This window comes from Bradyrhizobium sp. CCBAU 051011 (assembly GCF_009930815.1).
In the GTDB taxonomy this organism is placed as follows: domain Bacteria; phylum Pseudomonadota; class Alphaproteobacteria; order Rhizobiales; family Xanthobacteraceae; genus Bradyrhizobium.
In genome coordinates this window covers 5,899,167-5,919,985 of the sequence record NZ_CP022222.1, presented here as the reverse complement: position 1 = coordinate 5,919,985, position 20,819 = coordinate 5,899,167, and the positions used below count along the sequence as shown (strand labels likewise).

Below are 20,819 nucleotides of genomic sequence, written 5' to 3'. Positions count from 1 at the left end.
TAGCACTCACAACGTCCGCGCGTCGCGGGTGCTAATAGATCAGTCGCGGATACCAGTCCTTGCCGCGCCCTTCCGGCGTCGTGTCCAGAATGGTCCACAGCGGATCGATATCAGGCGCGCCGCGCGGGTCCTGTCCGCGGTCAGCGGTCGATGGTCCCATTTCGCTGGACCAGAAATGACGAATGCTGCCGTCCCGACGTGTGAACACGTTGTAGCCGGGTGCATCCGCATCCGCGGCGCTGACATAATCGCGCGTGTAATCGCCCGACGCATCCGAATAGATCCGGTGTCGCGTCCAGCCGCGCGCCCTCTTCGCTTCGATCAATCGCGCGATCGACGAGCGCGCAACGAACACGAATGAGATGCGCTGCTCGACATCGGGCAGCTTGGCTTCCCAGGTACTCATGAAGGAGGTGCACATCGGACACGGCTGCTCGCGCTGCGGGCCAAACATGTAGCTGTAGATCACGAGCGTCTGCTTGTTGCCGAACAGATCGGACAAGGTCGCCTTGCCGCCCTCGCCTTCGAACGCATAGTTCTTCGTCACGGCGCCGCCCGGCGGCAGCGCGCGACGCATCTCGGCGACGCGCTCGATGTGACGGCGCAGTTCGATCTCCTCCGCCAGCAATTGTTCGCGGGCGCGACGATATTCGGTGCTCTCGTTGGGAAAGCGCGCGCCATTTCCGCGTGCGAGTTCGGCGGCAGATTTAAGGGCGGAACCAGACATGGCAGCACCTCGGGTTGGAATGAACGCCTACAAGACGTCTGGCCTTCCATTGGGCCGACATCGGCGAGCAAAAAATCGGTGCCAAACCACCCGGTTTCGGGCTGATTTCGAGCCGATTTTGCGATGTTTCTTCGGATCGCATTATTCTGCGAACCTTAGCTGCCGAACGCAGACATATTATCGCCGGTCATTGGCTTTGCACTCGCGTGTGGGCTGGGTGATACGGCACCGTATCACCCAGCCCGCTATATGCGCAAGAATACCCCGAAGGGGAAGGTTGCCATGACAATGCTGGCACGCGTCGGATCGATCGCCGCAAGCATCCTGCTGTTCGCCGGCCCTGCGGCGGCGCAGCCGGCGCAGCAATCCGGTTGCTCGTCCGCACCGACGTCCCAGGGCACGCAGACGCTCCGTTGCGAGGCTGGAATCACCATCGTGGCCGAGAGCGGTGCCAAGTTCGAGCTCAGGGATCGCAACCGCGACGGCCATGTCGATTCCGTCGAGCTGAGCAACAAGGCGCTGCTGCTCGAGGTGCCGAAGAAGGCGGGCCGCACGCGGTTCAACGTGGTGACGCCGCAGGCGATTGCCGCGGTGCGCGGCACCAGATGGGCGGTGGACGCCGAAGGTGCGAAGACATCGGTGTTCGTCGTCAACGGCCGCGTCAGCGTGGCGCGATCCGCCGGTCGCGGCAGTGTTGTGCTCGGGTCCGGTGAGGGCGTGGACGTCGAGACATCGGGCGAACTGACCGTCAAGCGCTGGGCGCCCGCACGTGTCGCGGCACTGATGTCGAGATTGGGTCAATAGAAGCCGAGCCGATGAGCCATCGACGTCTTCATATTCTGGTTGCGTTGCTCTGCACGGGATTATGGGCAGGCGCGATTTGGCTCGGCCATTCCAGCGGCCATCTGCGGTTTCTCGACCGGCTGGAGTCGGCGTTGAGCGATGTACGCACGCTGCTGCGCGGGGTAAAGGTGCCGCCGGATCTCGTCACGATCGTTGCGATCGACGACACCATCGTCAAGCTCGGCGGCACCTATCCCCTGCCCCGCACGGAGCTGGCCAAGATCGTCGAGGCGATCGGGCGGCTGGAGCCGAAGGTCATTGCCGTCGATCTCCTGTTGCTCGACAAAGGTCCCGCCGATGGCGATGCGGCGCTCGCGCAATCGCTCGCGGCGCGTCCGACCGTGCTGGCGGCGGCTGCGGTATTTTCGAACATCGTTCAGCCCTCAACGCAGAGCGATGGGCCTCTGGCTAGCCTGCCGATGGCGGACCGCTTCCTGTTGCCGCTCCCGACATTTGCCGAGCGTGCGGAAGTCGGCATCGCCAACGTGGCGACGGGCCAAACCGGCACGCCACTGTCGGTCCCGATGCTGTTCCGGACGCGCGACAAGATCGAATTGTCGTTTCCGCTTCGTGTCGCCTCCATCGCGATCGGCCAGAACCTGACGATCGAGCCCGACCGCCTCACATTCGGCGACCGGCCGATCGCGACTGCTTCCGGCTATGCGCTGCCGATCTCCTATTACGGTCCGCGCCACACCATCCGCACCGTCAGCGCCGCCAATGTGATTGACGGCCAGATCGACAAGGAAGCCATCCGGGGCCGGATCGTCGTCATCGGCGCGACCGCAACCGGTGCCGGCGACTTCTTTCCGACGCCGTTCGATTCCCTGATGCCGGGCGTGGAAATCATTTCCACTGCGATCACCCATCTGGTCGCAGGAGACGGCGTCGTGCGCGACCGGACGGTTCGCATCGCCGAAGCCGTCACGACGGTGCTGCTGCCGATGCTGCTGATAGGTCTCCTGGCCTGGCGACGAAACGCAATCGGCCTGGTAGCGGTCAGCGCGATGGTGCTGGCATGGGCGGCAGCCAACGCGGTTGCTTTCGCGCACGGCATATGGCTCGACGCAGCGACGAGCATCGCCGCGGCAGCGCCGCCGCTGATGCTGTTCGGCGCCGTCCAGCTATGGTCGGGCCGGCGCAGCGCCCAGCGCCTCGCCGCGCAAAACAGACTCCTCGAACAATTCCACACGCCGGGCCTGCAGCAATGGCTGAGGCGCGATCCCGACTTCCTGCTGGCGCCGGTCAGGCAGGACGCCGCCGTCGTGTTCGTCGATCTCTCGGGATTTACCTCGCTCAGCGAAACCCTCGATCCGGACGTGACGAGGGGATTGCTGAAGGAGTTTCATGCGCTGGTCGACAAGGAAGCTACTCGCTGCGGCGGCATGATCACGAGCTTCCTCGGCGATGGCGCCATGATCCTGTTCGGCCTGCCGGAGGCTAAGCCGGATGACGCTGTGCGCGCGGCGCAATGTTCGATCGCGCTCTGCGTCAAGACCGACCGCTGGATCGAGGCGCTGCCGCCGGCAATCGCGCATCGGATCGGCTTCAAGCTCGGCGCGCATTTCGGCCCGATCGTCGCCTCCCGCCTCGGCGGCCGAAACCATCAGCACATCACCGCGACCGGCGACACCGTGAACGTGGCGAGCCGTCTGATGGAAGTGGCGGCCCGCCATGACGTCCGGCTGGCACTCAGCGACACGCTGCGCGTCGCGGCCGAAGGCACCGGCGCGCGGCTGAAGACAGGTAGCCTTGCCGGTCCCGTCGAGGCGCAGATTCGCGGCAGATCCGGCTCGCTCGCCGTCTGGCTGTGGCGGAGCGAACGTCTCACACTGGAGCAACGCACGCATCCCGACGCCGCAGAGTAAGCCGGGCCGCTATTGCAATTCCGGCGGCGGCGTGCGGTCGAATACCTCGCGCTTCGGCGCGCGCAGGAGATGCAGCGCATAGGTTTCGATCAGAAGCGGACCCCGCTTGCGCTCGACCTCGCCGACCTTCTCGACGCTGGCGAACGTGTCCGTTAACGGAGGATCCCCGGGCCAGATCTCACGGACATAGAGCAGCGGACCGGCGAGTTGCGCCGCATCGGGCTCGGGCATGTTGACCCAGCGGATGCGCTGGTTCTGCTGCGCGACGCAAGTGTCCTTTGGCAGATGGAAGGCGAGCCAGCCGGTGGTGCCGTAATCCGACGCCAGCACGCATGTCGCCCCCGTCCGCGCCCTCACGGCCTCGATGGCATCGGCCGTCTCGCGCCAGCCGATGCCGACGCTGCGCACGGTGGCATCGCGGCGATAGCCCGACAGCATGCCGGTGTCGGCCTGCACGACCAAGAGCACGAACATCAGGACGCCGCCCGGCACCGCCCAGCGCCGGCAGAAATCGACCAGCCGCTGCCAGCGCGGCTGCCATTCGACCAGGTGCGCCGCGACCGCCGCGGCGACGGCAAATGCCGGATAGACCGGCGCAAACCAGTTGGCCTCGACGCGCGCATGCAGCGAATGCCAGACGAAATAGGCAACGATGATCCAGAACATCGTATTGATCAGCGCACGCGCCGGCAGCGCGCCGGCCCGACGGCGGAGAAGCGCGTAGAGCCCCATCGCGCCGAGCATCCACACCAGTGGCGTCGCAAACGCGATTTGTGTCGGGATCAGTTCGGCGATGTAGGCCGGGCGGAAATCCTCGATTCTCGCCCGCCCCATCTGCTTGATGAAGGACACCCAGTGGTGCTCGGCGTTCCAGAGAATGACGGGCGCAAACAGCAGGAGCGCCACGAGCCCGCCGAGATAAAGCCAAGGCGAGATCAGCCAGTGCCGCAGCTTGGGAACGGCGATCAGCCAGATCAGGATCGCCGGTCCGAAGAACAGCGCGGTGTATTTCGACAGCAGCGCACAACCGGCGGCGGCGCCGACCGCCAGCCACCACACGCCACGGCCGGTCTGCAACACCTTGGCGAGCGCAAACAGCAGGAGGCTGGACGCCACCAGCAGCGGCGCGTCCGGCGTGACGATCATGGTGCCGACCGCGGCCATCAGCGTGATGTTGAGAAGGATCGCCGACGAGGCGGCGACGCGCCGGCTGCCGAACAGGATCGCGGCGGCGTGGTAGGTCGCCCAGCTCATCGGCAGTGCCAGCAGGATCGAGACCAGCCGCACGCCGAACTCGGTATCGCCTGCGATCAGGGTGCCGAGCCGAATCACCACGGCGGCCATCGGCGGATGATCGTAGTAGCCGCCGGCCAGATGCTTCGACCACATCCAGTAATAGGCTTCGTCGAAGGTGATCGGCGTGAACGCCGCCGCGATCAGGCGCAATGCCACCAGCGCCAGGATCGCCAGACTCGTGTTGAGGGCAACCCGCGCCTCGATGGGACTCATTTTCCGATCATCGCTTGCGCCAGACGAACAGTCCGGACATGGCGTAATTCCAGACCACGCCCATCAGCGCGCCGGCAAGCCCCGCAAGCCACCAGATCGGTTCCTGGTCGAAGACCGCGAACGCGACGCCGACGTTGGCGAGCAGTCCGACGCCGCAAACCAGATAGAACAGCAACAGGCCGCGCAGGATGGCAAATCCCTTCAACCGCTGGTCGCGATAGGTGAGGAAGTTGTTCAGGATGAAATTGCTGGTCATGGCGACCAGCGCGCCGGCGGCCTGCGCCTCCGCAAACGGTTCCCTGAAGATCTCATGCGCGATAAACAGCGCCGCCAGATGCACGATAAGGCCAGTGCCTCCGACCATCGCGAACAGGATGAAGCGCAGCGACACCACGTCATGGGTCAGCTTCGCCAGCACCAGACCGAGAAAGTCCAGCGCCACCATGGAATCGAGCTTGCTCTCGCCGTGCTGGCGCGAACCGAAGGTATAGGGAATTTCGATCGTGCGCAGCTTGCCTTGCGCGGTCGCGATGATGTCGAGCAGGATCTTGAAGCCCTGGGTCGAGAGCTGCGGCGCCAGTTGTTCGAAACGGTCGCGGCGGATCATGAAGAAGCCGCTCATGGGATCGGCAACTTCGACCTTCAGCGTGCGCTTGGCGACCTCGGTCGCAAGCTGGCTGGCCCCTGCCCGCTGCTTGTTGAAACTATCGGCGCTGCCGCCCTCGATATAGCGGCTGCCGACCACTAGTTCCGCCTCGCCGCTCCGCAGCAGCGCAACCATCTTCGGCAGTTGCGTTTCATCGTGCTGCAAATCGGCATCGATCACCGCCGCATAGGGCGCGCTCGAGGCCAAAATACCCTCGATGCAGGCCCCCGACAGTCCGCGCCGCCCGATCCGGCGGATGCAGCGCACGCGGGAATCCTTCCGCGCCAGCCCCCGCACCACTTCCCAGGTCCCATCAGGGGAATTGTCGTCGACAAAGACCACTTCCCAGGCAATGCCGGCCAGCGTGGCTTCCAGCCGCCGGTACAGCACGGTGACATTGTCGCGCTCGTTGAAGGTCGGAACAACGACCGAAAGCTCAGGCAAACCGGCCTGCGACGGGGCTTCGGGGCTCGGTTTGATGGCTTGATTCATGGCCGCCAGCGTATATCCGCAGCCGCCCGACATGCCAAGGCGTGGGTTCCGGAACAGCTAATCAATAGGGGAAAACGGTCTTAAGAAGGCGCCTAAAATGCCAACGACCACGAACAGAGGGCGCGCGTACATCCGGCGCAGCCAAACTATTCATGGTCGTCCCAGCGCCGGAGCTTTGAAGCGTCAACGTCGCCGTTGGATGGCATATGGGAACGCCGGCGGCGTTCCGCAAGGGGGATGCCGCCTCACCTAATTCGGCACTTCCCGAATCACCGGCCCGCGCGGGGCTGGCGCCACAGGAACCGATTGCACCGGTACCGGTTGCTGGAGACTGGCCGGCTGCTTGACGGGCTTTCCGAACTGGCCGATCGGCCCATAGGCAACCGCAACCACCATCACGATCGAGGCGACGATGGCTCCCAAAAGACCCGCGACTGACTGCGAATTCATACTCAGCTACCCCTCAGCTAATCGGGAACAGATATCACGGAACAAGCGTATTGAGGAATAGTCGGCAGCGTCGCCGCTAGCTAAACCGGTCGTCGGCGCCATCCTTCAAAATCTCACCACGCCAGTGCCGTGTAACTGACAAGCAAGAACCGCTATTAGATCGCAAACATGGCAGAGTCTCGACCTTTGATTTGACAGGAATAGGGGAAGAAGATGTCGAATACAGATCAGGGCAAACCGGCCGGGAAATCCGGACGGCGCAACCGGAAGGGAGAGCGGGGCAAGAAAGCTGCGCCTCAAGAGAGCCCGACCGTGAGTCCGGCGCCGGTTGAGTTGCAAAGCCCGGATCAGGATCGTCAGCTGCAGCCGGAGCCCGCTCACGTGGAGAGCCCGAAGCTGGATCAGCCGGCTGTCGACACCCCGGTCGAAGCCGTCGCCGCGTCGCCTGAGCTGCAGCCGGCACCCTCGCCGGTCGAGCCCGCGCCGGCCGAGGTCGCGTCGATCGAGCCTGCACCAGTCGAGTCCGCGCCGGTTCAGCCCGCACCGGTCGAGTCGGCGGCGGAGCCCGCGCCGGTGAGCCTGCAGACCATCGCCAACGCCTATCGCGACTACACACGGAAATCGCTCGAGGAATTCGGATCCTTTGTCGAACAGCTCAGCAGCGTTCGCTCGCTTGACAAGGCGATGACGGTTCAAAGCGAATTTGTGAAGCGGGCTTACGAGAACTCCGTGGCCGAGTCGCAGAAGATCTGCGAACTTCACAGCAAGCTCGCCAAGCAGACCTTCCAGCCATTTCAGGGCCTGGTGGGCAAGGCGCCGGAAACACGCGGCAAGTCGTAACGGGCATCCGGCGAATCTGCTTGGCAAATGGGATGCAAAAGGCTCCGGGGCTCCGGAGCCTTTTTCGTATGATTTCGCTTGGAAACTGGCCAATGGAAGCCGATGTGGCTAACATCGGCCACATCCCGCCCCTCTTCCGAAGAGTCTTCCCGTGAGCAAGGCTTCCAAATCGACCGCGAAAAACAGCGGCAGCATCTATATCGGCATCGGCGGCTGGACCTTTGAGCCGTGGCGCGGGGTCTTTTATCCCGAGAAACTCGCGCAGGCGAAGGAGCTGTCCTATGCCGCGTCGAAACTGACCTCGATCGAGATCAACGGCACCTATTACGGCTCGCAGAAGCCGGAGAGTTTTCGCAAATGGGCGCGTGAAGTGCCTGATGGTTTCGTGTTCTCATTGAAGGGACCGCGCTTCGCGACCAACCGCCGTGTGCTGGCGGAGGCCGGCGATTCCGTGAAGCGCTTCTACGATTCCGGTGTGATGGAGCTTGGCGACCGGCTCGGCCCGGTGCTCTGGCAGTTCGCGCCGACCAAAAAATTCGATAGCGCCGATTTCGGCAAATTCCTCGAGCTCTTGCCGCGTAAGCTCGACGGCCGCGCGCTCCGTCACGTGGTCGAGGTGCGGCATGACAGTTTCTGCGTGCCGGAGTTCGTTGCCTTGCTGCGCGAGTTCGAAACGCCGGTGGTGTTCGCCGAGCACGGCAAATATCCCGCGATTGCCGATGTGGTCAGCGACTTCGTTTATGCGCGGCTGCAGAAGGGCAATGACGAGCTCAAGACGTGTTACCCGCCGAAGCAGCTCGACGCCTGGGCCAAGCGCTTCCAGGCCTGGGCCGCCGGTGGCGAGCCGGACGATCTGCCGCGGGTCGACAAGACCGCCAAGCCTGCGAAGGCGCCGCGCGACGTATTTGCCTATGTGATCCACGAGGGCAAGGTGCGCGCGCCGGCGGGTGCGATGGAATTGATCGAGCGGGTGAAGTAATCCGGCGTCAATCGAGCTTGATGCCGGCCTCGCGGATCAGCTTGGTCCAGCTCTCGTATTCGGAGGCGACGAAGGCGTCGACCTTATCGTCCGGCAGATCCCACACCTCACCGCCGCTCTTCTCGAAGCGGTCCTTGAGTTCGGGCAGCGAGGCGCGGATTTCCCGGCGCAGCTTTGCGATCACCTCCGGCGGCGTCTTGGCGGGCGCGAAGATCCCGAGCCAGGAATCGACATCGAGGCCGGATACGCCGGCTTCCGACATCGTCGGCACATCGGGCGCGAGCGGGCTGCGCTTCGACGACAGCAGCGCAATGCCTTTCGCCTGGCCCGACTGAACGTAAGGGAGCCCGGCAGCGTTCGAATCGAAAAACAGGTCGATGCGGCCCGCCAGCAGATCGGTGAAGGCCGGCGGCGACCCCTTGTAGGGTATTTCCTGAAATTTCACGCCCGCGGCTTTCATGAAGGCGGCGGCCACGAGATGCTGGCCGGTGCCGACGCCGGCGGTCGCCACCGAGATCGAGCCCGGGTTGGCCTTTGCGGCCGCGACGATGTCAGCCAGCTTGCCATGCGGCAGATCCTTGCGGCCGACCATGACGTAGCCGAACTTGTAGATCAGCGCGACCGGCACGAAATCCTTGCGCGGATCGTAGGCGAGCTTGGAATACAGCGCCGAATTGAAGGCCATGTTGGAGAGCCCGCCGACCACCAGCGTGTAGCCATCCGCCTCGCTCTGGCTTGCCGCCTGCGTGCCAACAACCGTGCCGGCGCCCGGCTTGTTCTCGACAACGAAGGCCTGCCCCATCCGCTTCGACAGCGCGTCCGCCAGCTGCCGTCCGACCAGATCGTAGCTGCCGCCGGGACCGATCGGGACGATGATCTTCACCGCACGATCGGGGTAGCCGCCCTGTGCGTGCGCTGCGGCAATACCCAACACGAGGCATGCGAGCATCCACGTCAACGAGCAGCAAATTCGGTTCATTGCATTCCCCCTGTGGCAACGGCCAGCGACTGGCTCTTTGCCGCAACTATGTGGTATGCCGTCCCTGTCGGCAACGCGGATGTAGCCATCGAACGGCCAGTACCGTAGCCTTGTGCCAGCGACATAATGTCTGGATCGATATGGCCCGCAAGACCAAGCGCCTCTTCACCATCGGTTATGAGCAGACGCCGGCGAAGGCGGTACTCGACGAGCTGGAAGCCGCCGGCGTCAAGCTTCTGGTCGATGTACGCGCAGTGGCGGCGTCGCGCCGGCCGGGCTTTTCCAAGAATCAGCTCGCGGCCGGCCTCGACGAGCGCGGCATTTCCTATCTGCACCTGAAGGGGCTGGGCACGCCGAAGTCCGGCCGCGAGGCGGCGCGCAGCGGCAAGTTCGGTCTCTTGCACAGGATCTATTCGGCGCATCTGAAGACGGCTCAGGCGAAGGAGGAGCTCGACGAGTTGTCGGCGCTGGTGAAGAAGTCAGGTCCGATCTGCATTCTCTGCTACGAGCGAGATCATACGCATTGTCACCGGCAATGGATCGCCGAGATCATCGAGGATCGCGACGGCGTGAAGGTGGAGAATCTCGTCGCGCCGCAGGTTTGATCGTCATTGCGAGGAGCGAAGCGACGAAGCAATCCATCCTTTCTATATGCCGCGCGATGGATTGCTTCGCTTCGCTCGCAATGACGATGCGGCGATAGTTTCACTCACCCTTCTCCCGCCAGCTGAAAGGTTCCTTCCATCATCTTCACGCTACTGCCGCCGACATGAATGGAGGCGACCTTGCCACTCTGTTTACGGACGCGCGTGAGCAAGAGGCTCGGCCGGCCCATGTCGACGCCCTGCCCGATCCGTAATTTCAGCTCGCCATCCCTCATGTCGTCGAGATCGGCGAGCAGCGCTGCGGCCGCCGCCGTCGCGCCGCCGGTTGCCGGATCTTCGGACAGCCCGCTGGCGCCGGGATGGAACATCCTCGCCTGCAAGTCGCACGGCTTTTCGCCTGATGGCACGTCGCGGGTGTAGAGATAGACCGCATCGCTGCCGTCGCACGGAAAGGTCTTGGCGAACGCCGGCGCATCGGGTCTTGCCCGTCGCAGCGCCTCGCGCGAGGCGAGTTCAACCGCGACGAACGACAGCCCCACCGAGATTACCTGCGGCGGATGCCGGTCAGTTCTCACATCGCTCGCCGACAATGTAAGCAGAGCCGCAGCCTGCTCGGCGCTGACATGCGACATCCGCTTCAACGGCTGCGGCGCGGTGAATTCGGTGTTCACGACCTTGCCCTGTTCGGTCACGACCTCAACCGGCACGAGGCCGGCCTTTTCCTCGAACAACAGCCGCGCCGGCGGCTTGTCCGCCAGCGTCGCCAGCACGAAGGCGGTGCCGACGTTGGGATGACCGGCGAACGGTATCTCCCGATTCACGGTGAAGATGCGAACTTGCGCGTCGTGTGCGCGATCGGCCGGCGGCAGCACGAAGGTCGTTTCCGAATAGTTGAACTCGGTCGCGACCGCCTGCATCTGTTCGGTCGACAGCCCGCCGGCGTCGAGCACCACGGCGAGCGGATTGCCGCCGAAGGCGCGATCGGTGAAAACGTCCACAGTGATGTAACGCCGCTGCATGTCGATACTCCCCTATCCCAACCGCCACACGGCCATCGGCCGCTCATAGCCCCTGACCTCGACCTCGCCGAGCGAGATGGCATCGCCGCAGGCTTCGCCGAGCGCGTCGCGAACAGCTTCGGAGATCAAGAATTGCGAATTGAAATCCTTGTTGAGCGCCTCCAATCTTGAGGCGAAGTTCACGGTGTCGCCGATCACGGTGTATTCCTTGCGCCGCGGCGAGCCGATATTGCCGGCGACCACTTCGCCGAGGTGAATGCCAATGCCGATGCGCAGCGGCCAGGACGCCCCCTCATTGGCGCGTTCGTTGGCCTCAAGCATCTCGCGCGCCGCGGCGACCGCCCGGTGCGCCGGGTCCGGCGCTTCCAGCGGCGCGCCGAACAGCGCCAGAAATCCGTCGCCCAGAAACTTGTTCACGATGCCGCCGTGGCGATCGAGGATCTCCACCAGCACCGCGAACGCGCCGTCGAGCCTATCAACCACTTCCTGCGGCGTGCGTGTGCGCGCGCCTGCGGTGAAGCTGCGAAAATCGACGAACATGACGGCAACGCGGCGGATGTCGCTGTCGGTTCGCGTACCTTCCGCCATCAGGCGTTCCACCACCTGCGGCGAGACGTGCTGGCCGAACAGGTTGGTGATGCGGTCGCGTGCTGTGGCGGCCCTGATGCTCTTTTCGAATTGCCGCCGCAACTGATGCCCGACCGCGCCGGCGAGCACGCCGCCGATCAGGAGGATCAGGCTACGCGCAGCATGATAGAAGACGTTTGGCTCCTGGCCGGGGTCCGGATGATAGAACAGCGCCATCGCAAGCAGCTGCGCCGCCGCGACGAAGCCGGTGAAAGTTGAAAGCCAGAAATCCAGCCGTAGCGTGGAGAGGATGATGAAGATGAAATAGGTCATTGGGACCACGAAACCGAGTGCGGCCACCGACCCCATGCTGTTAATGTGCAGGGCCAGCGCAACCGTCGGCATCGAGGTCTCGATCAGCGCGCCGAGATAGCGCCTGAACAGAGGCAGGTCGCGGCCCTCGCGCATATGCCGGGTGATCGCCCCATGCACCCACAGCTCGAACAGGATGAACGGCACCATCACCGAATAGAGATAGTGCGGCTTGAGATTGCCGTGCCAGACCTGACTCACCTTCTCGGGCGCGAACAAATAGACGGTCCAGAGAATGGCGGACAGCAGGACGGTCGTCGCAATCAGCGCCTTGATCCGGAGCAGCTCGGTCGCCATCACTTCCTGCGTCAATGCGCGCTGGAAGTCGGGCGAGACCGCCAGCTCTTTCCCGTCTTCCTTCTTGCCCCAGAACCCTGCCATCGCCTTACCTGTTGCCGGCCTTCCGTCTATCGCACTCAAGCCGCGTCCGTCTCAGCCGTCATTGCGAGCGAAGCGAAGCAATCCACGCCGCCGCTTGCGGTGAGATGGATTGCTTCGTCGCTTCGCTCCTCGCAATGACGCGGCACACTCTCCACCGACTACTTGCTGCGAGCATTTATACTCTCAGTCCAGTGTGCGACGGAAGCGCGTTACGGCGATCGTCATCGCCACCAGCATCAGTGCAATGAGTGCAATCGTGTCGTACTGCAGGTTGGAAGGCGCCGCGCCCTTCAGCATGATGGCGCGGACGATGCGGATGTAATGGGTCAGCGGCAGCGCCTCGCCAAGATATTGCGCCCAGACCGGCATGCCCGCGAACGGAAACATGAATCCGGACAGGAGAATGCTGGGCAGGAAGAACATCATCGACATCTGCATCGCCTGCAGCTGGTTCTGCACGATGGTGGAGAAGGTGTAGCCGATCGACAGGTTGGTGGTGATGAACAGTGTCGTCAGCGCCGCCAGCAGCGTCACGCTGCCGAGGATCGGCACTCCGAACAGCAGGACCCCAATGCTGACGATCAGCGTGGCCTGGACGAAGCCGACGATCACGTAAGGGATGATCTTGCCGAACATCACCTCCACCGGCCTGATCGGCATCGACAGCAGGCTCTCCATGGTGCCGCGTTCGATCTCGCGCGTCACCGACAGCGCGGTGAAGATCAGCATGGTCATGGTGAGGATGGTGCCGACCAGGCCGGGCACGATGTTGAGCCGCGACTCGGCGGCCGGGTTGTAGCGGGCATGCGCCCTGATCTCGAACGGCATCTCAGGCGGATCGCCGATGTGGAGGTCATGCGCCAGCGCGGTCTGCACCAGGGCACCGAGCGAGCCGAGCGCAGAGCCGGCCGCGACCGGATCGGTCGCGTCGGCGGCGACCAGCAGCGCCGGACGGTCGCCGCGACGCACCGCACGCTCGAAGCCGCGCGGGATCTCGACCCCGAACAGCACCTTGCCGGACTGCAGGAGATCGTCGAATTCGGCGACGCTGTGCACTTCGCGCGTGAAGCGGAAGTAGCTGGTATTCTCCATCGCCTTCAGCACCGAGCGCGCCAGATCGCTGTCCTCCTGTACCAGCACCGCCGTCGGCAGATGGCGCGGCGTGGTGTTGATGGCATAGCCGAACAGCAATAGCTGCATCACCGGGATCATCACGATCATCGCGAACGACACCCGGTCGCGGCGGAGCTGGATGAATTCCTTCACAAGCATCGCATAGCTGCGGCGCCAGAAGCCGAAGCCCGGCTCCGGCACGTCGCGATTCTGCCCGGCAACGTCGGTCACACTCATTGGAAATTGTCCTTTGAGCGGGTCATGAGATCGATGAACACGTCTTCCAGCGACGGTTCAGAGTCCTCCCAGCGCCATCCCCTCCTGTCGCGGTAAGGAGCAATCGTTGCTTCGAGCGCGGACTTGTCACGCCCCGAAACGTGCAGGCTGGTGCCGAACGGGGCTACCATGTCGATGCCCGGCTTGCCGGTGAGTTCGGCCGCAAGCCCGTTGAGGTCGTCGCCCGAGACGGTCCAGGTCGACAACGCCGACTTCGCGATCACCTCGTCCACCGTGCCATGCGCCAGCAGATGGCCGTAGGCGATGTAGGCGATCTCGTGGCAGCGCTCGGCCTCGTCCATGTAATGAGTGGAGACCAGCACCGTCAGCCCTTCGGCGGCGAGCGCGTGGATCTCGTTCCAGAAATCGCGCCGCGCCTTGGGATCGACGCCGGCGGTCGGCTCGTCCAGCAGCAGCAATTGCGGATTGGGCAGCGTGCAGGCGCCGAGCGCCAGCCGCTGCTTCCAGCCGCCGGAAAGCTCGCCGGCGAGCTGCTCCTCGCGGCCGTTCAGGCCGATCCGCTGGATCATTTCGCGAGCGGCGCCGCGCGCGTCGCGCAGGCCGTACAGCCGCGCGACGAATTCGAGGTTCTCGCGCACCGACAGATCCTGATACAGGCTGAAGCGCTGCGTCATGTAGCCGACCTGGCGCTTGATCTTGTCGGCGTCGCGGCGGATGTCGTAGCCGAGGCAGGTGCCCTCGCCGGCGTCCGGCGTCAACAGCCCGCACAGCATGCGGATCGTCGTGGTCTTGCCGGAGCCGTTGGGCCCAAGGAAGCCGTAGATCGAGCCGCGCTTCACCTGCATCGAGAGATCATGCACGACCTCGCGGCCGCCGAACGATTTTGAAAGACCTTCGACATTGATGGCAATGTCGGGTGCAGATGCGGGCGCTGCATTCATCGCTTGACCGCCACCGGCGTCCTTGGATTGAGGAACACGCTGATCGGCTGGCCGACACGCAAGGCATCAGGCCGGCTCGGTCGCGCCTGGATCAGGTAGACCAGCTTGTTGCGCTCATCGAGGCTGTAGATGACCGGCGGGGTATATTCCGCCGTCGTCGCGATGAAATAGATCTTCGCGGTGAGATCGGCCGCGCAATTGTCGCAGGTCACCTTCACCTCGTCGCCGATCGAAAGTTTTGGCAATTCCGTCTCCGGCACGAAGAAGCGGACCTTCATGTTGCCGGGCGGCATGATCGACAACACCGGCCGCTGCGCCTGCACCATCTCGCCTTCGCGGAAATAGATCTGCTGGATGGTGCCGCCGACCGGTGCAAAGCCGCTGCGCCGCGCAAGCCGGGTCTGCGAGGTATTGACGCGGGCTTCCGCGACGCGCAACGCCGAGGTCGCCGAATCGAGGTTCGCCTGCGTGCCGGAGCCGGTCTTGCTCAGCGACGCGGCGCGGTCATAGGTCTGCTGTGCATTGGCAAGCGTCGCCTTGTTCTGATTGAGGTCAGCCTGCTGCAAATCGTCGTCGACGGTATAGAGGGCATCGCCGGGCTTGACCTCGTCCCCCTCCCGCACGTTGAGTTTGGTGACGCGGCCGCTTTCGTCGGGGCTGACGAAGATCATGTCGGCCTCGACCCAGCCCTGAAAGCCCGGATCCCTGCGCTCCTTGCAGCCGGTGAGAACGGCGGCCAGTGCCAGCGCGGCCAGGATCGTTATCGTTCGCGACGAAGTCATGCCGTTCTCCGTTCGCCAAAAATCAGATCGAGATGCACCCGGAACATCGCGATCGCATCCAGTGGCGCGTGTCGGCCGAAAAGACTCTGCCAGATCACGGCGATCAGCGCGGGCGCCACCATGATCTGAGGAAATTGCGCCAGGTTCTTTTGCTTGATCTCGCCCTTGCTGATGCCGAGTTCGATCAGCGCGCGCATGCCGGAGAGACCGCGCGTCACCACCTCGCGGTAATAGAAGTCGGCCACCGCCGGAAACCGCGGCCCTTCGGCCACGATCAGGCGCACGAGATCGCCGCGCCGTGTGCTCGCAACCTCCTTGATGAAACTTTGCGCGAACATCTCCACCATGTCGCGAACCGATGCGCCCGGTGGCGGCGGCGTCGAACTGAGGCGGACAACCAGCGGAACGATGGCGGTGCGGATCAGTTCCTCGAACATCGATTCCTTGTCCTTGAAGTGCAGGTAGATCGTGCCCTTGGCGACGCCGGCGCGCTTGGCGATGTCATCGAGCCGCGTTGCCGCAAATCCACGCGCAATGAACTCGTCCATCGCCGCCTCGATGATGGCGCCGCGCCGTTCGGCGGCGCGTTCGGCGCGGTTCGAGACGGGCCTGGAAGCGGGTTTGGGCTTCGAGGCAGCCGGCGCCCTCGCCTCGGCCCGGCGATTGGCCGGCTTAGGGCGTGATTTCCTAGCGGTTTTGGTGGCTTCATTTGTCATGCCCCATATATGACTGACTAGTCAGTCATAGTCAATCTGGATCCGCAAGCGGCCTTTCACATGGGCGTGACCGAAATCGGCGTGCCCCCGATCGCGCTGCCGTTTAGAGGATTTTGCGGGGCGTCGAGGGAGCGTCATATGCCGCATTTGTGGGGTATCCGATGATCTGCGGCCCACCCCCGTCATTGCGAGCCAACGGGTCGGCGCGAAGCGCCGCCCGATGACAGGCTCCGCGAAGCAATCCATCTTTCCGCATGCGAGTTGACAATGGATTGCTTCGCCGCGCTCGCAATGACGGTGGATATAGTTTCGCGATCTCGCGACGCACCGCGCCCGAGGTTTGCATCTGACGTCCTCTCCCCTCCAAATGAGAGGGTGCAGGGAATGCCGGGTGCTCGCCGCACCCGCGGTCTCGTGTGCAATGTGTGGATAGAAATGTGCACACGAGCATACAGGTACAGCCGGAGCAGTCCGGCATTCCCTGCGCAATGGTTTGACGGCTTATGCCGTGTTCTCCCCGGAGCCGAATTCCTCTGGCCTCCGTCACTGCCGGCTTGATGACCAACTCGATCCGGTTGGATCAGATTAGTCACCGGCAGCTTGGCACCAGCCACGGGTGTCAGGACCACACGGTTTTGCCGTACGCAACCCGTCTTCGCCAAGAGGCTTCGCCGGGCTTGGTACCCGTCCGACGAGCGTTAGCGAAGGCGGAAGCAAGCGCCGTTCATCTTGTGCACCGCTGGTCGCTCATGAGGTTCACTCACCCTGCAATCACCGTGCGCACCGACGCCCTCGCGTCCATCGCATCTCGTCCCGCGTTCGTGACGATCGCGATACGCCCCTCTTGCCGGGACGAGACGCGCGGAAATTGCCGCTGATTTGGGTGCGAGGGAAAGCAGTATATTTTTGCGCCGACGACTGGACGACCCAAATCAGTTTGAATCTGCACAACAAATTAGTTTTTTGGCGCAAACGGGTGACCTCCGGCCAGGATGGGGCTCGGCGAGAGGCCACGACGCGACTTCCGAACTTGCTGCCAAGGCCACAGGCATGACGCACACACACCATTCCTGACACCTTCATGTCACCGACATCGCCGCAACTTCCGATGGGCCACCGCCTCCGGCACGTCATCGGACTTGAATTGGCCGCGATGGCACCCGCATTATCTGCGTCAGGGGTGCCGAGCCAGAGCGCCCTCATTTGGGAGGATTTGAAATGAAAGCATTCACGTTGGGTGCGGCGATCACGCTTGCGTTTTCCGCCGCCGCCTATGCGCAGGCACCGACCTGGACGGTGCCGACCGAAAGCCAGCGCTGTCCGTCGAAATGGGGCGCGGCCGACGAGCGCGGTTCGACCAATCATCAGAAGCCCGCTTCCGTGCTGAACGCCGCCAAGCTGATCAAATCAGGCGAAGTGATCGAACTGGCGCACGTGCTCGGTCCCAGCATGGCGTTCTTCGGAACGCGGCGCTTCGACGTGCACACCAAGCGCACCTTCATGAACCAGTTCTCCAACATGCGCGGCTCGAACGAAGAGATCATCATCACCGAGCTCGGACAGGTCGGCACGCAGTTCGACGGCTTCGCGCACCAGACCCATCTCAACAGTTGGTACAATTGCCAGAAGGTCGACGAGAACGCCGACCGCACCGGCTTCAAGAAGTTCGGCATCCATAATGTCGGCGCGCTGTTCACGCGCGGTGTCCTGATCGACGTCGCCGCCTTCAAGGGCGTCGAGATGCTCGGGGACAATTACGAAATCACCGTGGATGATCTCGAAGGCGCGCTGAAAAAGCAGAACCTGACACTGCAACCCGGCGACGCCGTGATCATCCACACCGGCTGGGGCAAGCTCTACGGCAAGGACAATCCGCGCTACGTAAAGTCCTGTCCCGGCATTGGCGTGCAGGCCGCGCTCTGGCTCGCCACGAAGGACCCGATGCTGCTCGGCGCCGACAACTGGCCGGTCGAGGTCGCGCCCAACCCCGACAAGCAATTGTCGCTACCCGTGCACCAGATCGCGCTGGTGGTGAACGGCATTCACCTGTTGGAAAATCTCAAGCTCGATGAACTTGCGCAAAAAGGCGTCGGCGAGTTCGCCTTTGTGATGCAGCCCCTGAAGATTCAGGGCGGCTCGGGCTCCACGGTTTCGCCGATCGCGGTGAGGTAAAAGTAGCAAGTAAGCCCGCATGAGCGAAGCGATATGCGGGGCGGTAGGCTCCGCATATCGCGTTGCTCATGCGGGCTACGCTCTGTCAATGAGATCGTGCAAATCGACATAGACAGCGTCATCGTGCGTTAACGATGCGGGAAAGGGTCTCCTTAAGGTTGCGCCCGAATAATGATGCCGACCGTTGTCGCAAGAGTGTTGCATGGATCGCCCCCGCCCCTCCGTTATGACTGCGCTGTTTTGGGCCTACTGGGATTTGTGCCACGCACTGCGAAAGGCCTGGCGGCCGGCCCTGTTCGCCTATCTGATCCTTTCGGTCGGGAGCGTTGCGGCGGCGGTTGGGCCGAAGCTGCTGACCTATGATCCGCTCGGCCAGGCAGCTATGCGGCTGGCAATCCTCGTCGGACTTTGTTTCCTGCTGACGCCGTTTCTGCTCGCGGTCCACCGGCTTGTGCTCCTCGGCGAGGAGGCAACGCGATATGATTTCAAGCCGTCCAGCCCGCGTTTTCAATTGTTCTTCGGCTGGCTCGCCGTGACTGTTGTTCTTATGAGTTTCCCATCCACCCTAGGTACGCTCGCGGAGGCGAAGAATCCTGTCTATTACTTCGATCGACCTCCCCTCGATCTTGATTCGCCGATCGTAGCCGCTGCGCGCATCGTCGCCTGGCTCATGGTCCTGCAGCTCCTCGTGCTGTTTCCGGCAGTGGCCGTCGATGCCCCCGGAGCCGGCTGGCAAAATGCGATCCGCGATACACGCAATCATATCTGGTTTGCCCTTGCAGTAACGATCCCTGCCGTTCATCCCAATCGGATTGCTCGGCCTCGCGGTAATCTCCTTGTTGCAGGCCTGGGTTTGGGCGACCCCGCGGACCCTGACCGGAGTGGTGGCAAGCCTGCTGTGGCTCGGCACAATGGCCCTTGTTGCATCGACACTCGCTGCGGTGATCGCGTCACGCCTCTACCAGGTCATCGGCGACAGGCTGAACACGCCGTTGCGATAAAGGGCGCACGCCCACGCCTTCCAGCCTCGCCCTATCCGGAAGTAGGCTGGCCAATATCTTCATCCTTGTTACAGTTGCGCGCGGCTCGCCGTTCATTCTTTGATTGTAACGGCAGGTTGATTGCACGCTACAAGGAGAGACGCAAATGGGCAGGTTCTCTTGGCGGTTTTCTTGGCAGTGGTGGCCACGGAGCAAGAGCAAGAACGAATCCGCTGACGATGCGGAGCTTTCATTTAAACGATTCAAAGGCGGCGATCGGCGCCAGGTGCTGCAGGCACTCTCCGCGATGGTCGGCGGCGGCGCCCTCGCCGCGGTGTCACAATCGGCCGAAGCGAAAGATGCGAGCGAACTGCCGCCGCCGAAGCGGGCGCTGACGGGCCGCAATGAGGCCGGCAAGTCGGTGTTCAAGTCCTTCGACGTCACGTCCAAGATGGTGGAGATCGATGCCAACCCGGGACTGACCTTCTACGAACTCTACAGGACGGAGGGCGTGCCTGCCCTCACCGGCCTGGAGCCGGATCCGATGCTGCCAGGGACGAAAGGCTTTCCCGGCCCGGGCGGCACGATATTCCGGCTGATTTCATATCCGCCGAAGCGCCCCGAAGGCTACAAGCCGCCGCCGGGCGTCACCTTTGAGAGCGGTTTGCGAGAATTGTCGGAAAAGCTTCCAGGCATGGGCGACCATTTCGATCGCAGCGCCCCGGGCATGCACACCACCGACACCATCGATTATGGCGTTGTGGTTCGCGGCGAGATGACGCTGGAATTGGACGATGGCGAGAAGGTGCATCTGCGCCAGGGCGATTGCATCGTGCAGAACGGCACGCGGCATCGCTGGCGCAATCCGTTGCCGGAGCCATGCCTGATGGCCTTCGTCTCGCTTGGCGGCAAGCGCGGCTGAGGCCGTATCCGACCAAGGCCTAATGGTACAAGCCGGTCGGCGGTATCATCATAGGTTGCCGCCGCAAGGCCCTCGCCCGATTGATGGGAAAAAGAAGGGGTGATCGCATGACGTCAGACGGAGTTGCCTTAGCCGTCATCGTCATCCTGCTTTTTCCGATGGGTTATTTCTTTCTGGCCTCGCCCGCCTTTCTGCTGGTGAAGCTCGACATCCCGCCCGTCACCCAATTGTTACGCGGCATGTTCAATGCGCATTTCCTGATGACGAGCATTGCAGGCGTGATCGGGACGCTGGTTTTTGCGGCAACCGGCCGGCCGGGTTTCGCCATTGGCATCGGCTTGATCACGGCGCTCGCGGTCTGGTCGCGGCGCTGGTTTCTGCGGCAGTGGGATGTCCAGCTCAACGCCAGGGACGCCGGCGATGCCGATGCGGTGCGCCGGCTGCGGCGCTTGCATTGGGGCGGCATGCTGTCCAATGCGGTGCAGCTCGTCGCCGTCGTCGGCAGCATTCCGTATATCGCCGCGTCGTCTTAGCGCGACTACCGTAGCCCGCATGAGCGAATGCGATATGCGGGAACACACGTCCCGGATATCGCTGCGCTCATCCGGGCTGCGGTGCTGCTCACATATTCTCCAGCACGGAAAAATCCGGTTGCATTCTGCGTTAACTCGCCCGCAGG

Annotated in this window: 19 protein-coding genes; 8 read left to right on the top strand and 11 right to left on the bottom strand. The window is 63.3% G+C overall.

The features are described 5' to 3' along the window. Window positions 1-31 precede the first annotated feature (31 nt). A complete protein-coding gene (locus tag ACH79_RS27650; protein WP_161853755.1) occupies window positions 32-727 on the bottom strand; it encodes a DUF899 family protein in 696 nt (231 codons plus the stop codon). A gap of 282 nt (window positions 728-1,009) precedes the next feature. On the opposite strand from ACH79_RS27650, the gene ACH79_RS27645 reads away from it, so the two are divergent. Both ACH79_RS27645 and ACH79_RS27640 read left to right on the top strand, forming a co-directional pair. Then, complete coding sequence (locus ACH79_RS27645; RefSeq protein ID WP_161853754.1) at window positions 1,010-1,531, top strand: FecR domain-containing protein; 522 nt, start codon at window positions 1,010-1,012, stop codon at window positions 1,529-1,531. Window positions 1,532-1,542: 11 nt separating this feature from the next. Then, window positions 1,543-3,438, top strand: coding sequence for a CHASE2 domain-containing protein (locus tag ACH79_RS27640; RefSeq protein ID WP_161853753.1), 1,896 nt, complete (start codon window positions 1,543-1,545; stop codon window positions 3,436-3,438). A 9-nt stretch (window positions 3,439-3,447) separates the two neighbouring features. Here ACH79_RS27640 and ACH79_RS27635 read toward each other — a convergent pair whose 3' ends face one another. The 3 genes from ACH79_RS27635 to ACH79_RS27625 all read right to left on the bottom strand — a co-directional run bounded on the left by ACH79_RS27635 (window position 3,448) and on the right by ACH79_RS27625 (window position 6,535). Further along, window positions 3,448-4,947 (bottom strand): glycosyltransferase family 39 protein, encoded by a 1,500-nt coding sequence (locus ACH79_RS27635; protein WP_161853752.1) that lies wholly within the window; start codon window positions 4,945-4,947, stop codon window positions 3,448-3,450. Between the two features lie 7 nt (window positions 4,948-4,954). Beyond that, entirely contained in the window at window positions 4,955-6,085 is a 1,131-nt protein-coding gene (locus tag ACH79_RS27630) for a glycosyltransferase family 2 protein (protein ID WP_161853751.1), read from the bottom strand. 249 nt (window positions 6,086-6,334) lie between these two features. Further along, window positions 6,335-6,535 carry a hypothetical protein gene (locus tag ACH79_RS27625; RefSeq protein WP_161853750.1) on the bottom strand — a complete coding sequence of 67 codons (201 nt, stop codon included), beginning with the start codon at window positions 6,533-6,535 and terminating at the stop codon, window positions 6,335-6,337. Between the two features lie 213 nt (window positions 6,536-6,748). Between ACH79_RS27625 and ACH79_RS27620 the strand changes: the two genes are divergently transcribed. Both ACH79_RS27620 and ACH79_RS27615 read left to right on the top strand, forming a co-directional pair. After that, window positions 6,749-7,375, top strand: a complete 627-nt coding sequence (locus ACH79_RS27620; protein ID WP_161853749.1) for a phasin family protein — start codon at window positions 6,749-6,751, stop codon at window positions 7,373-7,375. A 151-nt stretch (window positions 7,376-7,526) separates the two neighbouring features. Next, the gene (locus ACH79_RS27615) at window positions 7,527-8,354 is read left to right on the top strand and encodes a DUF72 domain-containing protein (protein WP_161853748.1); all 828 of its coding nucleotides are present in this window, start codon (window positions 7,527-7,529) and stop codon (window positions 8,352-8,354) included. 7 nt (window positions 8,355-8,361) lie between these two features. Here the strand turns inward: ACH79_RS27615 and ACH79_RS27610 are convergent, their stop codons facing one another. Then, entirely contained in the window at window positions 8,362-9,333 is a 972-nt protein-coding gene (locus ACH79_RS27610; protein ID WP_161853747.1) for a tripartite tricarboxylate transporter substrate binding protein, read from the bottom strand. A 140-nt stretch (window positions 9,334-9,473) separates the two neighbouring features. On the opposite strand from ACH79_RS27610, the gene ACH79_RS27605 reads away from it, so the two are divergent. After that, window positions 9,474-9,938: a DUF488 family protein gene (locus ACH79_RS27605; RefSeq protein ID WP_161853746.1), complete on the top strand. Its 465-nt coding sequence runs from the start codon at window positions 9,474-9,476 to the stop codon at window positions 9,936-9,938. Window positions 9,939-10,042: 104 nt separating this feature from the next. On the opposite strand, the gene ACH79_RS27600 is transcribed toward ACH79_RS27605, so the two are convergent. The 6 genes from ACH79_RS27600 to ACH79_RS27575 all read right to left on the bottom strand — a co-directional run bounded on the left by ACH79_RS27600 (window position 10,043) and on the right by ACH79_RS27575 (window position 16,066). Beyond that, window positions 10,043-10,957, bottom strand: a complete 915-nt coding sequence (locus tag ACH79_RS27600) for a PhzF family phenazine biosynthesis protein (RefSeq protein WP_161853745.1) — start codon at window positions 10,955-10,957, stop codon at window positions 10,043-10,045. Between the two features lie 12 nt (window positions 10,958-10,969). Continuing rightward, a complete protein-coding gene (locus ACH79_RS27595; protein ID WP_161853744.1) occupies window positions 10,970-12,277 on the bottom strand; it encodes an adenylate/guanylate cyclase domain-containing protein in 1,308 nt (435 codons plus the stop codon). A gap of 183 nt (window positions 12,278-12,460) precedes the next feature. Beyond that, window positions 12,461-13,627, bottom strand: a complete 1,167-nt coding sequence (locus tag ACH79_RS27590) for an ABC transporter permease (RefSeq protein ID WP_161853743.1) — start codon at window positions 13,625-13,627, stop codon at window positions 12,461-12,463. Beyond that, a complete protein-coding gene (locus tag ACH79_RS27585) occupies window positions 13,624-14,568 on the bottom strand; it encodes an ABC transporter ATP-binding protein (protein WP_161853742.1) in 945 nt (314 codons plus the stop codon). Before ACH79_RS27585 ends, ACH79_RS27590 begins: the two co-directional genes overlap by 4 nt. Next, window positions 14,565-15,350 (bottom strand): HlyD family secretion protein, encoded by a 786-nt coding sequence (locus ACH79_RS27580; RefSeq protein WP_161853741.1) that lies wholly within the window; start codon window positions 15,348-15,350, stop codon window positions 14,565-14,567. Before ACH79_RS27580 ends, ACH79_RS27585 begins: the two co-directional genes overlap by 4 nt. Next, window positions 15,347-16,066 carry a TetR/AcrR family transcriptional regulator gene (locus tag ACH79_RS27575; protein ID WP_161853740.1) on the bottom strand — a complete coding sequence of 240 codons (720 nt, stop codon included), beginning with the start codon at window positions 16,064-16,066 and terminating at the stop codon, window positions 15,347-15,349. Before ACH79_RS27575 ends, ACH79_RS27580 begins: the two co-directional genes overlap by 4 nt. Window positions 16,067-17,284: 1,218 nt before the next feature. Here ACH79_RS27575 and ACH79_RS27570 point away from each other — a divergent pair. The 3 genes from ACH79_RS27570 to ACH79_RS27560 all read left to right on the top strand — a co-directional run bounded on the left by ACH79_RS27570 (window position 17,285) and on the right by ACH79_RS27560 (window position 20,673). Continuing rightward, the gene (locus ACH79_RS27570) at window positions 17,285-18,238 is read left to right on the top strand and encodes a cyclase family protein (RefSeq protein ID WP_161853739.1); all 954 of its coding nucleotides are present in this window, start codon (window positions 17,285-17,287) and stop codon (window positions 18,236-18,238) included. A 1,146-nt stretch (window positions 18,239-19,384) separates the two neighbouring features. Next, the gene (locus tag ACH79_RS27565) at window positions 19,385-20,140 is read left to right on the top strand and encodes a cupin domain-containing protein (RefSeq protein WP_246738154.1); all 756 of its coding nucleotides are present in this window, start codon (window positions 19,385-19,387) and stop codon (window positions 20,138-20,140) included. Between the two features lie 107 nt (window positions 20,141-20,247). Continuing rightward, entirely contained in the window at window positions 20,248-20,673 is a 426-nt protein-coding gene (locus ACH79_RS27560) for a hypothetical protein (protein ID WP_161853738.1), read from the top strand. Window positions 20,674-20,819 lie beyond the last annotated feature (146 nt).